This window comes from Nodosilinea sp. AN01ver1, assembly GCF_050565655.1.
GTDB lineage: Bacteria > Cyanobacteriota > Cyanobacteriia > Phormidesmidales > Phormidesmidaceae > Nodosilinea.
On record NZ_JBNXVS010000022.1, the window covers coordinates 85,878 to 100,966 of the forward strand.

The 15,089-nt window shown below is 57.9% G+C and carries 17 protein-coding genes; 11 read left to right on the forward strand and 6 right to left on the reverse strand.

Features of this window, described 5'->3' with window-relative positions:
* The first annotated feature begins 154 nt into the window (after nucleotides 1–154).
* From ACQ4N7_RS17365 to ACQ4N7_RS17410, 10 genes are all read left to right on the forward strand, one after another.
* Entirely contained in the window at nucleotides 155–1,468 is a 1,314-nt protein-coding gene (locus ACQ4N7_RS17365; RefSeq protein ID WP_430712754.1) for a competence/damage-inducible protein A, read from the forward strand.
* Nucleotides 1,469–1,621: 153 nt separating this feature from the next.
* Nucleotides 1,622–1,753, forward strand: coding sequence for a hypothetical protein (locus ACQ4N7_RS17370; protein WP_430712755.1), 132 nt, complete (start codon nucleotides 1,622–1,624; stop codon nucleotides 1,751–1,753).
* A gap of 131 nt (nucleotides 1,754–1,884) precedes the next feature.
* Nucleotides 1,885–2,346, forward strand: coding sequence for a type II 3-dehydroquinate dehydratase (gene aroQ, locus ACQ4N7_RS17375; protein WP_430712756.1), 462 nt, complete (start codon nucleotides 1,885–1,887; stop codon nucleotides 2,344–2,346).
* A gap of 126 nt (nucleotides 2,347–2,472) precedes the next feature.
* Nucleotides 2,473–3,063: a tRNA-(ms[2]io[6]A)-hydroxylase gene (locus ACQ4N7_RS17380; protein ID WP_430712757.1), complete on the forward strand. Its 591-nt coding sequence runs from the start codon at nucleotides 2,473–2,475 to the stop codon at nucleotides 3,061–3,063.
* A 25-nt stretch (nucleotides 3,064–3,088) separates the two neighbouring features.
* On the forward strand, nucleotides 3,089–3,595 hold the full coding sequence (locus tag ACQ4N7_RS17385) for a GNAT family N-acetyltransferase (protein ID WP_430712758.1): 507 nt from the start codon (nucleotides 3,089–3,091) through the stop codon (nucleotides 3,593–3,595).
* A 177-nt stretch (nucleotides 3,596–3,772) separates the two neighbouring features.
* On the forward strand, nucleotides 3,773–4,333 hold the full coding sequence (coaD, locus tag ACQ4N7_RS17390; RefSeq protein WP_430712759.1) for a pantetheine-phosphate adenylyltransferase: 561 nt from the start codon (nucleotides 3,773–3,775) through the stop codon (nucleotides 4,331–4,333).
* Nucleotides 4,234–5,043 carry a hypothetical protein gene (locus ACQ4N7_RS17395; RefSeq protein ID WP_430712760.1) on the forward strand — a complete coding sequence of 270 codons (810 nt, stop codon included), beginning with the start codon at nucleotides 4,234–4,236 and terminating at the stop codon, nucleotides 5,041–5,043. Before coaD ends, ACQ4N7_RS17395 begins: the two co-directional genes overlap by 100 nt.
* Nucleotides 5,040–5,666: a Holliday junction branch migration protein RuvA gene (gene ruvA / locus ACQ4N7_RS17400; protein ID WP_430712761.1), complete on the forward strand. Its 627-nt coding sequence runs from the start codon at nucleotides 5,040–5,042 to the stop codon at nucleotides 5,664–5,666. The genes ACQ4N7_RS17395 and ruvA overlap by 4 nt, the downstream gene beginning before the upstream one ends.
* A gap of 133 nt (nucleotides 5,667–5,799) precedes the next feature.
* Nucleotides 5,800–6,069, forward strand: a complete 270-nt coding sequence (gene rpsO / locus ACQ4N7_RS17405; RefSeq protein WP_035987838.1) for a 30S ribosomal protein S15 — start codon at nucleotides 5,800–5,802, stop codon at nucleotides 6,067–6,069.
* A gap of 67 nt (nucleotides 6,070–6,136) precedes the next feature.
* A complete protein-coding gene (locus ACQ4N7_RS17410; RefSeq protein ID WP_430712762.1) occupies nucleotides 6,137–6,664 on the forward strand; it encodes a PAM68 family protein in 528 nt (175 codons plus the stop codon).
* 91 nt (nucleotides 6,665–6,755) lie between these two features.
* On the opposite strand, the gene ACQ4N7_RS17415 is transcribed toward ACQ4N7_RS17410, so the two are convergent.
* The 5 genes from ACQ4N7_RS17415 to ACQ4N7_RS17435 all read right to left on the reverse strand — a co-directional run bounded on the left by ACQ4N7_RS17415 (nucleotide 6,756) and on the right by ACQ4N7_RS17435 (nucleotide 12,414).
* Complete coding sequence (locus ACQ4N7_RS17415; RefSeq protein WP_430712763.1) at nucleotides 6,756–7,895, reverse strand: hypothetical protein; 1,140 nt, start codon at nucleotides 7,893–7,895, stop codon at nucleotides 6,756–6,758.
* Nucleotides 7,896–8,339: 444 nt separating this feature from the next.
* Nucleotides 8,340–10,460 (reverse strand): hypothetical protein, encoded by a 2,121-nt coding sequence (locus ACQ4N7_RS17420; protein WP_430712764.1) that lies wholly within the window; start codon nucleotides 10,458–10,460, stop codon nucleotides 8,340–8,342.
* A 102-nt stretch (nucleotides 10,461–10,562) separates the two neighbouring features.
* The gene (locus tag ACQ4N7_RS17425; protein WP_430712765.1) at nucleotides 10,563–11,141 is read right to left on the reverse strand and encodes a hypothetical protein; all 579 of its coding nucleotides are present in this window, start codon (nucleotides 11,139–11,141) and stop codon (nucleotides 10,563–10,565) included.
* A 13-nt stretch (nucleotides 11,142–11,154) separates the two neighbouring features.
* Nucleotides 11,155–11,568: a hypothetical protein gene (locus tag ACQ4N7_RS17430; protein ID WP_430712766.1), complete on the reverse strand. Its 414-nt coding sequence runs from the start codon at nucleotides 11,566–11,568 to the stop codon at nucleotides 11,155–11,157.
* A gap of 54 nt (nucleotides 11,569–11,622) precedes the next feature.
* Entirely contained in the window at nucleotides 11,623–12,414 is a 792-nt protein-coding gene (locus ACQ4N7_RS17435; protein WP_430712767.1) for a hypothetical protein, read from the reverse strand.
* Nucleotides 12,415–13,412: 998 nt separating this feature from the next.
* Between ACQ4N7_RS17435 and ACQ4N7_RS17440 the strand changes: the two genes are divergently transcribed.
* Nucleotides 13,413–14,144, forward strand: a complete 732-nt coding sequence (locus ACQ4N7_RS17440) for an MlaE family lipid ABC transporter permease subunit (protein WP_430712773.1) — start codon at nucleotides 13,413–13,415, stop codon at nucleotides 14,142–14,144.
* A 53-nt stretch (nucleotides 14,145–14,197) separates the two neighbouring features.
* On the opposite strand, the gene ACQ4N7_RS17445 is transcribed toward ACQ4N7_RS17440, so the two are convergent.
* Nucleotides 14,198–14,758, reverse strand: coding sequence for a pentapeptide repeat-containing protein (locus ACQ4N7_RS17445; RefSeq protein ID WP_430712768.1), 561 nt, complete (start codon nucleotides 14,756–14,758; stop codon nucleotides 14,198–14,200).
* Nucleotides 14,759–15,089 lie beyond the last annotated feature (331 nt).

Genomic DNA, 15,089 nt, shown 5'->3' on the forward strand with positions numbered 1-15,089 from the left:
TTCCATATCCCAACCAACGCAATATCAACCACACAAGGCTCTGTCACCGGGGAATGCCTTCAAAAGGCATGGCAGGCTTTTCCTCGCTCCCCTGCCATGGTCATAATGACACTATTGCGCCTTCAGCTTGCTTTCCTTCGCCTGTGGCCCGCCCATGACCCCTAGCCCTGCTTCCCAGCCTGAGCCCCTCAAAACCCCCAGTTCGATAGCCAGAAGCGCAGAGATCATCTGCGTTGGCACCGAGCTGCTGCTGGGGGATATTCTCAACAGCAACGCTCAGTTTTTGGCCCAAGCGCTGGCCGCCCTGGGGATTGCCCACTATTACCAAACCGTGGTGGGCGACAATCCGACCCGCATTCAGCAGGTGGTGACTCTGGCTACAGAGCGCTCTGGCTCAGACTCGAAGCTGCTGCTGTTTACCGGTGGCCTTGGCCCCACCCCCGATGACCTGACCATAGAGACGCTGGCTGCCCTGTTTGGTGCCCCCCTGGTCGAACATCCCGATCTGCTGGCCGATATCGAAGCCAAGTTTACGGCGCGGGGCCGCACGATGCCCCTCAGCAATCGCAAGCAGGCGCTGCTACCGGAGGGAGCCCTGGTGCTGCCCAACCCCCAGGGCACCGCCCCTGGCATTATTTGGTCGCCGCGACCCAACTTAACGCTCATGACCTTTCCCGGTGTGCCGCGGGAGATGCAGGCCATGTGGCGCGAAACCGCCGTGCCCTACCTGCGCGATCGCGGCTGGGTGACAACCACGATCGTCAGCCGCATGCTGCGTTTTTGGGGAATTAGCGAATCGGCTCTGGCCGAACAGGTGGCCCCTTACCTCAGCCAGGGCAACCCGACGGTAGCCCCCTACGCCAGCAAGGGCGAAGCCAAGCTCCGCATCAGCGCTATGGCCGACTCGACCGCCGCCGCTCTGGCTCAGATTGAACCCATAGAAGCGGGCATTCGCGCTCTGATGCAAGACGATTGCTACGGCACCGACGATGACACGCTGGCCTCGGTAGTTGGTCGATTGCTCCTGCAGCGGCAGCAGACCGTGGCGGTGGCAGAGTCTTGTACCGGAGGCGGCCTGGGCCAGCTGCTGACCGATATCGCCGGTAGCTCAGCCTATTTTCACGGCGGGGTTATTGCCTACGCCAACCGCGTTAAGGTCAACCTGCTTAAGGTCGATGCGGCTGCTCTAGAGGCGCAGGGGGCCGTCAGCGCGATCGTCGCCGAGCAAATGGCTTTAGGGGTCAAGGCGCTGCTGCACACCGACTGGGCCTTGAGCATTACCGGCATTGCCGGGCCGGGGGGAGGTAGCCCTGACAAACCTGTGGGGCTGGTTTACATCGGCCTGGCTACTCCCAGCGGCGAGGTGGTGAGCTATAGACACGAGTTTTCTGGCTATCGGGGCCGCGACTGGGTGCGCCAGCTCAGCGCTCTTTCGGCCCTCGATGCCCTGCGCCGCAACCTGCTGTAATGCTTGGGTTGATCATTTGCTTCAAATGGCTATTATGTAATTATGGAAAAGTGCAGCTCCTTTTGGCTTCACTGACCCAGGCTTTACTGATCTGAGTCAGTGCTTAGGCAAGAACAAATGGAGCGGCGTGTGCCAGTAAGGAGTTTTATCCTAATGGATTACATCGAAGAGGCTCTCGAAAAACTGCGCGAGTGGGTCGATAGGGTCATTGAGGCTCTATTTGGTCCCGAAACCCAGGTCGAGCCTGAGCTGATCCCTATTCCTGTGGATGAGCCCCGCCGCTAGATTACTCTCTAAAGCTTAATTTTTGGGTAAGCGGTTTCCCGTTGATGCTCAAGCTGGTTGCGAAAGATTTTATCCGGCCTGAGAAATGTGATAGGACGTCGATACAGCCGACGCTACTGGGAATTAGGCCATTGTTTAGGGTTCAGGTCATTCACGGCCCCAATTTGAACATGCTGGGTTTGCGAGAGCCCGGCATCTACGGTAGCCAAACGCTGGCCACGATTGAAGCGATGCTGGCCGAGCAGTCGGGGTTACTTGGAGCAGACTTAGCATTTTTTCAGTCGAATAGCGAAGGTGCTCTGGTAGATTGCATCCAGGCCTGCTACGGTCGACAGGATGGGATTTTGATCAACCCTGGTGCCTATACCCATACCAGCGTGGCTATTCGAGATGCGATCGCCGCTGTTGGGCTGCCCACCGTCGAGGTCCACCTCAGCAACATCCACAAGCGCGAATCCTTTCGTCACCACTCCTATATTGCTGCTGTGGCCGTGGGCCAAATTTGCGGTTTCGGCCCCGACAGCTATCGCCTCGGCTTGCACGGGCTGGTGCAGCACCTCAAGAGCCTGCGGCAGGGGCTGGGGGACGCTTAGGGGTGTTTTGAGTGAGTGGGTGGATGAGTAGGTGGGTGGGCGGGTAGATGGGTGCAGAGTGGGTGAACGGCTGGTGGTTTAGACTTGAGCTGGCGCAAACTTTTCCCTAGGTCTTTCCAAATCTGTATGGCCACCGCTACGATTAAATTCCTTCAGGTGCCCACGTCTCAGGACTGGGTTGAGCAGGCGCTAGCCAATCTTGACGTCATTTTGCTGGATCACGCCCAGTGTGAGCGCAAGGCGGCGGGGGTGGCGATGAGTTTGATCAATCGGTACCCGTCAGATGCTGAGCTGGTTAAGGCTCTAACCGCGATCGCCCAGGAAGAACTGGCCCACTTTGCCCAGGTCAATCAGTGGCTCGATCGCCGTGGTGTCGCTTTTGGGCCGCTACCGCCGCCGCCCTACGGGGCCGCTCTGCGGCAGCAGGTGCGCCCGGTCGAACCACACCGCCAGCTCGACGTGCTGCTGGTCTCGGCCCTGATTGAAGCCCGCAGCCATGAGCGGTTGGGGCTACTGGCCCAGCACTGCCCCGAGCCGGAACTGGCTCACTTCTACCGCAGCCTGATGGCTTCAGAAGCCCGCCACTATGGAGCCTACTGGGTGCTGGCCACAGGTCGTTTTCCGCGGGCCGAAGTGGAGGCCAGGCTAGAAGACTTGGCTACCGCAGAAAGCAACGTCTTATCGACCCTGCATTCTCAGCCCCGCATTCATAGCTAACACCCTCACTAGCTCCCGACATCCGATGCCGATTGAACACCGCAGCACCTTTGGCCCCTACCTGATTCGCAGCTGGCAGCCCGGCGATCGCGACGACGCCCTGGCCCTGATTGCCCAGGTGCTCAAAGAATACGGCCTGACCTGCGAGCCTGCTGACAGCGATCGCGATGCCCGAGAGGTTGAAGTCTGCTACTGGGAAACCGGCGGCGAATTTTGGGTTGTGGAGGTTGACGGAGTCCTGGTTGGAACAGCGGGCTATCGACCCACCAGCCGAGGCCCTGGCGCTGTAGAGCTGCGCAAGATGTATCTGCTGCCCCAGGCGCGGGGGCAGGGGCTGGGCCGCTACCTGCTGAGCGCAATGGAGTCGGCCATTCAGCAACGCGGTTTTGAGGAGATTTGGCTAGAAACCGCCTCAGTGCTGAAAGAAGCGGTGGGCCTATACGAAGCGAGCGGCTACCAGCGAGCCAGCGGCGTAGAGACCGCCAGGTGCGATCGCGTCTACCGCAAAACCCTGGTCAAATCTAAAACCTGATCGTAGTTAAGGCCAGCGCGGCCCAACCATAACCGTTGAACCCGTCTAGCCTGTCAGCGCCAACGCTGTAGGGCTTCGCCATACAGCGTCATTCCCCTGGTCTGGCGTCCCTGGCCCTAGGCCCTAAACCGGCAGAATTTAGCTATAATCGCCACATTCCTACTGGGCAAGGCCGTTTTGATTGCCATCTATCCCGGCAGTTTTGACCCCATCACCTTGGGACATGTTGACATCATTACCCGTGGCAGTCGATTGTTTGAACGGGTCATTGTGCTGGTGTCCAGCAATCCTAACAAAGTGCCCATGTTTTCTACCGCTGAGCGCATTCGTCAAATTGAGCGCTCAGTAGGCCACCTTAGCAACGTCGATATCGATCACTACGACGGCCTCACGATTACTTACGCCCGCCAGCGCCAGGCCCAGGTGCTACTGCGGGGGTTGCGGGTGCTCTCGGATTTCGAAAAAGAGCTGCAAATGGCGCATACTAATAAAACCCTGGCCGACGATATCGAAACTCTCTTTCTCTCAACCTCTACGGAGTACGGCTTTCTCAGCAGCAGCCTGGTCAAAGAAATTGCTCGCTTTGGCGGCCCCATCGACCACCTTGTTCCCCACCATGTAGCGCGAGACATTTACCAATGCTACGCCCAGACCCCGCCCGCCTCAACGCACAGCCCCGCCATGGTCAACCCCGCGGTACCCAGTCCATCGGTGCCCAAACCAATGGATTGTCTGTAGAGGCGGCAGAGGCGGGGTCGGCCCTGCCTAGCCCTGGCGATATTGATATCCAACAAGACCTCAACAAGCTAGAAGAAATCATTCTGGCCAGCCCTCGGGTGCCCTTCAGCGGTCGAACCCTGGTCGACGAAGATCAATTGCTCGATCAGCTCGATGCCATTCGCCTTAACCTGCCTCCGGCCTTTCGCCAGGCGGTTCAGGTTTTGCAGCAGCGCAATGCTCTCATGGCCGAGGCCGAAAACTATGCTCAAGAGCTGATTGCGGCGGCAGAGCAGCAGGCGGCTCAAATGCTAGATGAACTGGGCATTGTACGTCAGGCTGAACAGATGGCGCAGCAGATCAAAACTCAGGCTCAGCAAGACTGCGATGGCCTGCGCGCCCAGGTGATGGGTGACATTGAGCAAATGCAGATTCAGGCCCAGCGAGAATGGGAGTCTTTGCGGCAAAAGGCCCTGGCCGAGCAGGATATGATTCAGCAGGAGGCCGATGTCTACGCCGACCAGGTGCTCTCCAATGTAGAACAGCAGCTTTCCCAAATGCTGCGGATCATTCAAAACGGTCGTAGCCACCTGCAACCCGCTAAAGAGACGACGGTCCCTACCCCGACTCAGCGACCCAAGAGTACCAAGGCCGCGCCTCCCAGCTCGGCTGCCCCAGAACCTCGCCCCGATCGCGCTCGTTCTCCCAAAAAGCCTGCTGCCGACCCATGATCAGCTACCTCAAAGGGGTGCTGGCCGACATTCAAAAACCCGGCAGCCACAAAATTATTGTCACCCTCGACGTGAACCAGGTGGGCTATGACATGCAGGTACCCGCTCGACAGCTTGCCTTCCTGCCGCCTCTGGGTGAGGTGGTGCAGCTGTTTAGCCATCTCTACTTTCGTGAAGACCAGGCGGTGTTGTTTGGCTTTGGCCAGCGCCAGGAACGTGACCTGTTTAGGCTGCTAATCAGCGTCAGCGGCATTGGTCCCCAGATGGCTCTGGCTCTGCTCGATACCCTGGGCGAAGCCGAACTGACCCAGGCGGTTGTCAGCGGCAACACGCGGCTGCTGTCGCGCACTCCTGGAGTGGGCAGCAAAACCGCAGAGCGCCTGGTGCTAGAGCTAAAAACTAAGCTACAAGACTGGCAGACTCAGTCGGGGGTGGGTCTGGTGCCCAGCGCCGGGCCAGTACCAACCCTTTACGAAGAGGTAGAAGTTACCCTGACGGCGCTAGGCTACAGCCAGAGCGAAATTCTCAAGGCGCTGCAGGCGGTGGGTCAAAACTCTACGCTGCAAAAGTCAGCGGACCCTGAGAGTTGGGTGCGCGAGGCGATCGCATGGTTGAGCCAATGATGACCAGGAGTAGGGCGTTCCCTTCTGCTGCTGGCTCAGACTTCCCGCTAAGCAGAATAGATGGGTGCGGCAACCCCTGTGCTATAGTGAAAAATCCTGGTCAAATTATCCTTCTAGAGAAGCTGTCTGTCCCATGACTCTGTTGCAAGCGCGCAAGCAGGAACTTATCTCCGACTATCAGGTGCATGACACCGACACTGGCTCTGCCGATGTGCAGATTGCCATGCTCACCGATCGCATCAATCAGCTCAGTGCTCACCTGCAAAAGAACAAAAAAGATTACTCATCGCGCCGTGGCCTGCTCAAAATGATTGGCCACCGCAAGCGCCTGATGGCTTACCTACAAAAGCAAGACTCTGAGCGCTACCGGGCACTAATTCAAAAGCTGGGCATTCGCGGCTAAGCCAGCAAGCCTAGCTAGGCTACGGTCTTGTTTGTTGTGGTGTTGCTTGTTGTAATCATGTAGCTCTATGGCCTCAGAGTCTTCTCGCAAGCGGCTGCCTTTTGAGCCTGTTGGCAAAGGCGCTGACAAGGCTGCTAAAGAGTCTAAGAAAGCGGCTAAGTCAGCGCCTGCCCCAGCCCAAAAAACGGCTCAGCCAGCCTCTGCCTCTGCCCAAAAAACAGCTAAGCAGTCTGCCGCTGGCAAGAAATCGGCCTCTGCTCAGAAAGCCGCCAGTGCGTCAACGGCTATTCCGCAAGAGGTCAGCGATCGCATGCTGCGTCGGATGCTGTTTTTCTCTGGCGTTCCTACAGCCTCAGGCGTAGTGACCTTTGTGGTTAGCTACTACTTGGTCGTCAACCAGGTTGTTGTGCTGCCGTCTTATTTTGTGCTTTTGCTTACCCTGGGCTGCTTTGGCCTTGGGGTAGTTGGCCTGACCTACGGCGTGCTTTCAGCCTCGTGGGATGAGGGTCGACCGGGAGGCCTGCTGGGGCTAGACGAGTTTAGGGTGAACTTTGGCCGCGTGACCAGCGCCTGGGGCGCTAAGTCAGAGCGTTAGGCTTAAGCAGTGCTGCCTGACTACCGTCGAACTAGGCGGGGTAGACCTGGAACTTGATCGCAGGGGCAGGCAGCCAGAGGTTAGCATCGAGTCAAGGTTTGGGGTCGGAGGGGTGAGACGACTCAATTATCTGCCCAATCTGCTCTTCCATGGTTTTGAGCATTTGCATCAGGTCATCGAGGGTGCGTGCTGAGGGTTCCTCAATGTTCAGGGTTTGCTGAGCCCGATGCCGAATAGCGCTGATCCGCTTTTGCAGCGTGTTGGCAACGTCTAGGGCCTCTTCCCCCAGCTGGCGAAGCTGCTGTTGCTCGTAGAACTTCAGAGCCGCACCCCGCAGCACCTGAAGCGTGGCTTCTTCGCCGTGGGTGCCCGCTATCAGGCGCAGGCGCAACAGCACGCGATCGCCCTTGTAGAGCCGTTCAATGTCGGCCTGCTTAGGCTGACTGGTCGGCAGCAGGGGCAGATGGGTAAGGCGCTTGAGTTCATTGATAACGCTTTGAATTTGCTCGACACTGAGATCGCTAAGGGCTGCCTGCACCACGCCGTCTTTACTCCAGAGCACGCGTCCGTGGGTAGGGCGGCGCTCTAGGTAAAGGCGGCCAATGCCCTCAGTAAGCACCTGGTTCAGCAGCGCCTGGGTAAGCTGGGGTGGCGAGAGACGATGGAGCTGGTGAGGAGGGATCTGGCCCAGAGCAGCGTCAAGGGTGAGGCTTAACGGTTGACCCTCGGAGGTTGTAGGGGGTGAAACGCTGGGGGGAGATGGCTGGATAGGCTCAGCAGGGCGATCGCTGTGAAGGTCTTCAGGGCTGTCGACGATAAAGGTCAGCAGCTCATCATCAGACGGAGACGCTGGGGGTGAGCTATGACCGGCTGGAGCCTGGGATTTGGGTTTGGTGCGAGCGGCGTAGCTCAAATACTTAGACAGCATTTTGCGCTGCCAGTCAGAGGAAATGGGCCACGACAAAACTGAGCAGTGAATGAATGAAACCTGCTTGCGAGCGTAATCAATGGCAGTAGTGTCGGTGGGGTCTACCATGCCGAGGTGCAAACAACTCGACTCTACTGATAAAGGAATTATTTCGTGGTACAGACAGGCTTCAAAAGGCAAAATGCTGTCGATCAAAGACAGCATTTGAGCGATGTTAAGGCGGCTATCAACCGCCTCACTACCGCTGGTTAAGTCCAGGGCTGAGAGGTCGTTGGGTAGCGCAGTGGTATCGGGCTTCGGCATTGGCCTAGCGAGTAACGTTCAAGATTCTTTTATGCTAGGCGTCGGTGAAGACATAGCGACCAATTCTTTAAGAACAACCCGCTAATCTTTATAGTGGCCAGGCTATCAATTAAGAAGGGCATAAGTAAGAATGTTGCAAAATGAGTCATTAGAACTGTAGTTTTAGGAGTTGTCATCAATTGACTGCTGATGCCCGAAAATGGGCGAATATGGCCCCAAACCTGTTTTTTGAGGCGGGTTTGGCAATGCCGATGGAATCAGGCTTGTGGCTAAAATTGATGACAGGCCCCAGTCTTTACTCTGCGATCGCAAGGGTTGCTAAGTCGTCGGTATAAAGATAGCTGAGAATTGAAACGCTTACTCAAAGCGATGGTGAAGAAACGCTCCCTTCACCATCGCTCTGCGCTTGAGGGCTGCTTGAGCAAGCTGACCCAATATCAGGGCCTATGGCTCAGCCACTAGGGCCTGGTCTAAGGCTGAGGTCTGGGGAGTTGCGGCGTCAGTTTCGGCTGAAGTGGACAAGCTGTAGCTCGATGGCGAGGCCTCAGTCAGAGGGGCTTCGGCTGCGTCAGCACTATCTGCGTCAGCTTTGGCAAACTCCAGCACATCATTACCGTCAGCGGTAGGGGCTGGCTGAACCAGTTCTGGCGTTTCTGAGACCGACTCTGCTACTGGAGTAGGAGCGCTAGCTCCTTCAGAGGTCAAGGGTTCAGCCATGGCAGCCGGAATAGTGGTGGGTTCAGCTTCAGGCGGAGCTGTCGCAGAACTGGGCACAGCGTCGGGCGCTGCGGTCGAAGATTCAGCCTGGGCTACTTCTGCTGGGGCCGCTTCGGAGGCTGGGGTCTCAGCGGGTGCTAGGGGAGCGTAGACGGTACTGTCAGGAAACGCTCCAGGTGTGGCTACAACCTCGGCGGCGGCTGGAGTACTCTGGCTGCCCTCTCTCGCCTCGCTCCAGGTGGGAGGGACGACTGTAACGGGGGCGACCTCTGCTGCGGCTGGGGCGATCGCTGACGAAGCAGGTTCGGCGGGCGCTTCCGGTACGGGGACTACCTCAGCGGGCGCTGCAACGGCCTCAACAACCGCTACCTCAGCCGCCGAGGTGATTGCCTGGGGCTGAGACTCGCTGCTGTTAGGGTTGAGCAGCACGTCAGCTAGGGATGCGGCCTGGGGTTCAGGCTCGCTCTTGGCATCAACGCTTAGAGCAGCAACCTTATCCACCGTGAACTGCCAAAGAGTAGCCAGCATGCGATCGCCTGAGGCGACACCTGAGGTGGTCAAGTTGGGAGCATTCTCGCTTGGGGCATCTGCCTCGGGCGCTTGACCCACCAGGGCCGAATCTGGCGCTGGCTCTGCTTTGGCCACCGGATCGCTGGGTGAAGTCCACATTTGGAGAAAATCATCCACGGGTTCTGCCTGGGTCTCGGCCTGCGCGACTAAGGTTTCTGGGGCAGGCGCAGGGCTGGGGGTTAGTGTCCAGGTTGCGGCCTGAAGCTGCGGATTTTCGCTTTCGTAGGCTGCGATCGCCTGGGCTACGGCATTGGCCCGGCGCTGCTGATCTCGGCGAATGCTGGCCTCGGTATTGCCCAGACCCGGTGCATTCCACCGCCCGGTGTTGGGGTTAATGTAAGACCGAGTGCGAGCGACCAAAATAGCCTCGGAACCCTCAAGGCCATTGGCTTTTGCCTCGGCTAGGCGCTCAACGTAGCCAACCCGGCCAATCGCAGCCAGGGGCGACTGGTTGGCCAAATCGAGGCCATTGAGCGTTTCTTCTAGAGTCAGGTTTAGGCCGTGCTGAAGCGCCCGCTGACGCAGCAAGTCTCCCTGATTCTGTAGGCGAGCCAGCTGTTTTTGGTCGGCTTCCTCTGGGGTTTTTGCCCCGTGTTGGTACGAAAATGTGCCCATATTCCAGACTCGGTTGCCGGGGTCAGTGTGACCAAAATAGGCGGGGTTGATAGCGCCATTGGGGGTGCGGGTGCCCTCTGCGCTACCTACAGCTCGCGCCACCAGCGAGTCAGAGTTACCCTCAAACAGGCTCAGCAGCGGATTGGCCTGCTGTTTAGAGGCCGCCAGCTGGGCTTCAGCCTTGGCTTGCACCATCGCCACAACCGCCGCCGAGGGGGCCATCTCAAAATCTAGCGCCAGGGGTTCGGGCGCGGCTTTTGCCTCGGGTACGGGGGCAGGTTGGGGCTCGACCGGGGCAGCGGCAACCATGACCGCACCCGCGGCTAGGGGAGGAGCGGGGGGCAGCAGGGCTGTAGCAGAGCTTTCGTTGAGAGCAGCCGCTACCCCGCGCCGATAAACCCCAGCCGGTAGCTGCTGGGGCGAGTGGTAGCGCATGGGCGGATTGGCCGCGCTGAGGGGAATGGGCAAAGGCTGGTTAGCCAGGTCGGGGGCAGAGACTAGGGCTACGGTCTCGGCGGCCACGGCATCGGCGGCGGGCGCGGCATCAGCCCACTGGGGCGGCGAGAGCTCAAAGCTGAGAACGCCGTCGTCGGCACGCACCGCTGAGGGGCTGAGGATGGCCAGCAGAGAGCTAGCAGCTAGCAGGTTGGGGTGGAGCTTCATGGGGCAAAGACGAATTGTTTGGCAGTAAGAAAAAAGGCTGGGTCGCGCGATCGCCTGTTATGGGTCAGCAACACAGGTCAGTAACACGGGGCTTTTTGGCCGCTAAAAAGGCAAAGCAGGTGGCGGCTGATTGAGGGACTGTTCTAGAACGCGATCGGAGGGTTCGACAATCGCCCAGGCTCCGTCGGGCTGACGACGCAGGGTAGCAAAGTGAATCTGCTGCCCTCGACCCATCACCTCTCCGGCCTGAACCAGGCCCAGTCGGGGCTGTCTGACTCCGCAGTAGCGAAACAGGTAGGCGGGCACCTCGGGCGTTGAGAAGTAAATGCAGTGAAAGCCTTTAGCAGCCAGCTCGACCTGCCCGGCAAAGGGAGCCCGCAGCCGGGTGCCTCGCAGCCGCACCGATATGTCGCCCAAACTGCCCGTCACCAACTGCCCAGCCACGCGATCGCCCGACTCAATTTCCCACGACTGCTTCAGCACAATTTGGCGGGGCACTACTGGGGTCAGGCTGCCACAGCTGGTCAAACCAGCCAACAGCAGACCCAACCCCAGGCTCAGCACCAGTCGTCCCAGCGCTCCTAGGCCCCAGGAAAACTGCCCAGCGAAAGACTGCAAAAACTGACGCGATCGCCCCTCGGGGCCGGTCTTTGACCATCGCTCCAAACCAAAGCTGCTCACGGTCGCCAACCCACTACTGAAACCGAAAGCGATAGCCAGCGTACTCGTCATTTTCGTACAGAATAACCAGCTGAACAGATGGATCCCAGGCCATTGGATAGGCCTCGCGCTCCGAGACTACCCCTGAGCGCACCTGTAGCTGAGGCAAGCTGCAGTATGGCTCTGCCACAATCTTGCGCACGTTTTCTTTGGGGTCGCGCTCGGGCACCACCAAAAGCTGAGCCAGTTGCTCACGACTGAGCTGAGAATTGCTTTGCACAATTTTTTCGCACCCCGGTGCCGTTTGCGGGCGTGCCGCCGTTAACCAGCGCCCCAGCCCTCGGTCATCAATAGCCAGTAAACCAATGGCTAGCATCAGCCCACCGGCAATGAACGGTTTAGCGGTAGCCAGGGTGATGCCGCCCCCAGCCTGATGCATCGAAACCATAGCCTGCCTCCTTAGAACCTCAAACAAAAAAAGTTTTGCCCCGGGTTACTGGCCCTAGATTTGGCCACCCACAATCAGCCCTACCACCAGCAAAGCCACGCGTAGCGCTGGTCCAAAAGCCAATTTGGGAGCCAGAGTAGCGCGATACAGCGCATAGGCTGTCATCGCCGTGATAGCGGCCACGGCCAGCGACCACAGGGCTGGAAAAGCTCCGATCAGCAAATTTAAGGCCAGCCGCCCGATGACCCCGCCGCCAAACCACAGCATGCTGTCTACCAGCGACAGCGATGCACCGCGATTGCTTTGGCTAAAAGCCCCCAGCGGTTGACTAAACGGGCGTTGGGCAGGCCGAGGTCGCGCCGCGATAGGCCTTACCTGTTGAGCTAGATTGAGCGCCGCCCCCCAGACTGTGCGACCCAGCTGAGCCAGAAGCTGGGCAGGCTCGTGGCCCAAGGCCTCTACATCGCTGACCAGAGAATTCCAAACTCCGCGCAGCGGCGGCGAGGAGGAGCCATAGCTGTTGCGCAGTTGGTGGGCTAGCTGATGGGCCCGGCCCGCAGGCGAGCGAGACGGCGCTGCAGCACCAGTGGCTAAGTTGGGAGTAACAGCGCGGTACGCCAGCACAACATTGCCCCAGCTATCTACCTCCGCTGCCGCGATAACGGCTCGCTGTGCGTCGAGGTAAGGGGGGGCAACTGGCTGCCCCTGATGGTTAACGACAGGGTAAACCTGAGCCAGATGGGCCTGAATGAGCTGCATTTCTGCGATCGCCCGCTCCTGCTCTGCTGAAATTTGATTGATTTTGGCGGCAATGCCGTTGAGCTGTTGAATGTAACTGTTAACCATTGCGGTTGACTCAGATGGAGAGGCATTCCCTTCGCCCCCTCTCGGAACGGCACGGCGCTGTAGCGTGTTGATGGCCGCCGAAACGTCTGCTTTAGGTCTTGTTCCCCCCGACCGGACCTGGTTAGACTCAACCGGGGATGGCCCCCCAGCCCAATCAACCTGTACATTGGCCTCGTCTTGGCCAAGGGCATTAACCCTATGAATAAGTTTGGTTTGAATGCTCTGTAAATCCACCGTGCTGTACCCCTAATAGGAGAGCAAACATGACTGTAAACCGCAGCTAAAAGCCTGAATGCCCAGGCCCAAAGCCTGACCCAGACCTTTGATAGAGAAATTCCCCGATCAGTTGGTACAAGTGTATCATGAGTATGTCAAGTTTGTACTAAAAATGTACTAACTTGGCAGGATGTCTTTTTTTGGCGCTTTCTCAGGCTTCGATCCTTCGATCTGAGGGCCAGATTGGGCTGCTGGGGCGGCCCCGATCCCCTAGACTTGTGCATCCATCGGTAGCAGGGCTGTGAGCCTCCTGGCCCAAGCAAGGTCAGCCGGGGTCACAATGTGAAAACTATCCGTAGAAAATCTAGAACCCTTAAAGGACTCTGTAAGTTGGTGTCAGCTTTGTAGCTGTATTTCTGAAGGTATTCTCAGATGTCTTCAACTCGCAGAAATTCGTGATGCACTTTTGTGGCGGCAAAAGGTAAGTTTCCTGACCCAGCTGAGTTGAGTAGTGCCTTTGTAGAAGCCGGTCTATCCGCCTGTCATCTTCATGTAGTTTCTCTGACCTGCGTTCAACCGAGCTGCAGAAGAAGGGCACACTACGCTTGCTGACCGCGTCTGCCTGACATCCTTAATGAGTTCTTGCCATGGTTAAGGCCTACCACAAAGCCGTGCGACTTTCGCTTCCGCTTCCGGTATCAGTTCGCCCCAGCTATGGCCCTCAGCTTGGTTCCAAACCAGCCCAGGCCGTGCGGCAAAAGTCTTGTCCTTACCACATCGTAATGGCCTGCTTTTTGGGCGGACAGGTGCTGGTGCGGGTTTTGCGGTGTGGCGTAAATCGCCAGCGCACCCTTGAGCAAATGGTGGCCGCAGGACCCTTAACGCTAACCCCGGTGCTGCTCACCAATGTCTTTGCCGGCATGATTTTTACCATTCAAACCGCTCGCGAACTGGAACGGTTTGGCGCTTTGCATGCCTTAGGCGGTGCCTTTGCAATGGCCTTTTGCCGTGAGCTCGCGCCCATCCTGACGGCTGCAATCATGGCTGGTCAGGTGGGTACGGCTTACGCTGCCGAAATCGGCTGCATGAAGGTGACCGACCAAATTGATGCGCTCAAAGTGTTGCGCACCGACCCCGTAGACTACCTGGTGGTGCCGCGAGTTGTCGCCTGCTGCATTATGCTGCCCGTGCTGACAGTGCTGGGGCTGGTACTGGGTATTGTCGGTGGGGCTGGGGTGGCTTTCTTCTTTTATGAAATGCCCGTCGGTCAGTTTCTCGACTCGGTGCGATCGCTGATGGTGCTCAACGACCTAATTGCCGTGCTGATCAAGTCAGTGCTGTTTGGGGCGATTGTCGCGCTGGCGGGCTGCACTTGGGGGTTAACCACAACCTGTAGTCGTTCGGTTGGGCGGGCCGCGACCTCAGCTGTGGTTACCACCTGGGTAGGTTTGTTCATCGTCGATTTCTTTCTGTCGCTGGTGCTGTTTGGTGGGGCAGGGGTAGCCCTCCACTGAGCTAATTACCGTTTAGGCAACGCCCTAGGCATCAGAGCCCTCAACGAGTTGAGCTACTCCGCCCCGGCTGGTAGCAGCTCAACGCCGTAGTCAACATAGGTGGCATCGGGCATGAGGGTGCCCACCAGTAAAGCATCGCTGAGATCAGCCCCGGTCAGGTCTGCCCCTCGCAGGTCGGCTCCCTGCAGGTTGGCATTGCTGAGGTTTGCCCCTCGTAAATTGGTCCCCTTCAGATTGGCCCCTCGCAGGTCGCTGCCGGTTAGCACCGCTTCCTTGAGGCTTGCGCCCTGCAAATTAACGCCTACCAGCTTCGCCCCGGCCAGCATAGCGCGATTGAGCTGAGCCCCGGACAAGTCGGCCAAAAAGAAGTCGGTACCAATCAGGTTGGCCCAGTTAAGCTTGCTTTTGCGCAGACAGCTGTGAGAAAACACGCCGCCGGGCATGAACGCCCCGGCCAGGTTTTGGCCCTGAAGGTTACAGTCGATGAACTCCACAAAGGGCATTTTGATGCCCTCTAGGGAAAGTTTGCGCAGATCGAGATGCTGAAACTGAAGCTGACCTCGGCTATAGCTTTGATTGAGTAAGTCAAGGGAATAACGACTGGGGGTTGGCATGGACGGTTCAGGTAGAAAAGGGTAGAAACCGCGATCGCTGCTCTGCGATCGCCTTTGTGCAGTAGATGTCAAATGCGCTCATCCTAAAACTCTGAAACCCTTTGTTGGCAGGAGGTTGGCGCACATTCCCTAACTTCAATCGTAGGGGTTTTTACGGTCTTCGCAATAGACAAGCATTCAATATTTGTATCTTTTAAGACAAATTGCGTATTTGCATAACTTCGGCACCTAGTTGCATCAACTTCGGCACCCCCTCGATTGGCGAGGGAAAAACAGCATAGCTGGGCAGGTCAGATTCATTATGCAGTCTGTGAATAGATCGTGAGAATAG

Excerpts from the sequence above, each read along its gene's own strand:
- ACQ4N7_RS17410 (WP_430712762.1), top strand. The coding sequence starts at position 6,137 with ATGGCCTCAGAGTCTTCTCGCAAGCGGCTGCCTTTTGAGCCTGTTGGC.
- ACQ4N7_RS17380 (WP_430712757.1), top strand. The coding sequence starts at position 2,473 with ATGGCCACCGCTACGATTAAATTCCTTCAGGTGCCCACGTCTCAGGAC.
- ACQ4N7_RS17435 (WP_430712767.1), bottom strand. The coding sequence starts at position 12,414 with ATGGTTAACAGTTACATTCAACAGCTCAACGGCATTGCCGCCAAAATC.
- ACQ4N7_RS17395 (WP_430712760.1), top strand. The coding sequence starts at position 4,234 with ATGCTACGCCCAGACCCCGCCCGCCTCAACGCACAGCCCCGCCATGGT.
- ACQ4N7_RS17420 (WP_430712764.1), bottom strand. The coding sequence starts at position 10,460 with ATGAAGCTCCACCCCAACCTGCTAGCTGCTAGCTCTCTGCTGGCCATC.
- ruvA (WP_430712761.1), top strand. The coding sequence starts at position 5,040 with ATGATCAGCTACCTCAAAGGGGTGCTGGCCGACATTCAAAAACCCGGC.
- rpsO (WP_035987838.1), top strand. The coding sequence starts at position 5,800 with ATGACTCTGTTGCAAGCGCGCAAGCAGGAACTTATCTCCGACTATCAG.
- ACQ4N7_RS17385 (WP_430712758.1), top strand. The coding sequence starts at position 3,089 with ATGCCGATTGAACACCGCAGCACCTTTGGCCCCTACCTGATTCGCAGC.
- ACQ4N7_RS17430 (WP_430712766.1), bottom strand. The coding sequence starts at position 11,568 with ATGGTTTCGATGCATCAGGCTGGGGGCGGCATCACCCTGGCTACCGCT.
- ACQ4N7_RS17365 (WP_430712754.1), top strand. The coding sequence starts at position 155 with ATGACCCCTAGCCCTGCTTCCCAGCCTGAGCCCCTCAAAACCCCCAGT.
- ACQ4N7_RS17440 (WP_430712773.1), top strand. The coding sequence starts at position 13,413 with ATGGCCTGCTTTTTGGGCGGACAGGTGCTGGTGCGGGTTTTGCGGTGT.
- ACQ4N7_RS17415 (WP_430712763.1), bottom strand. The coding sequence starts at position 7,895 with ATGCCGAAGCCCGATACCACTGCGCTACCCAACGACCTCTCAGCCCTG.
- ACQ4N7_RS17370 (WP_430712755.1), top strand. The coding sequence starts at position 1,622 with ATGGATTACATCGAAGAGGCTCTCGAAAAACTGCGCGAGTGGGTCGAT.
- ACQ4N7_RS17445 (WP_430712768.1), bottom strand. The coding sequence starts at position 14,758 with ATGCCAACCCCCAGTCGTTATTCCCTTGACTTACTCAATCAAAGCTAT.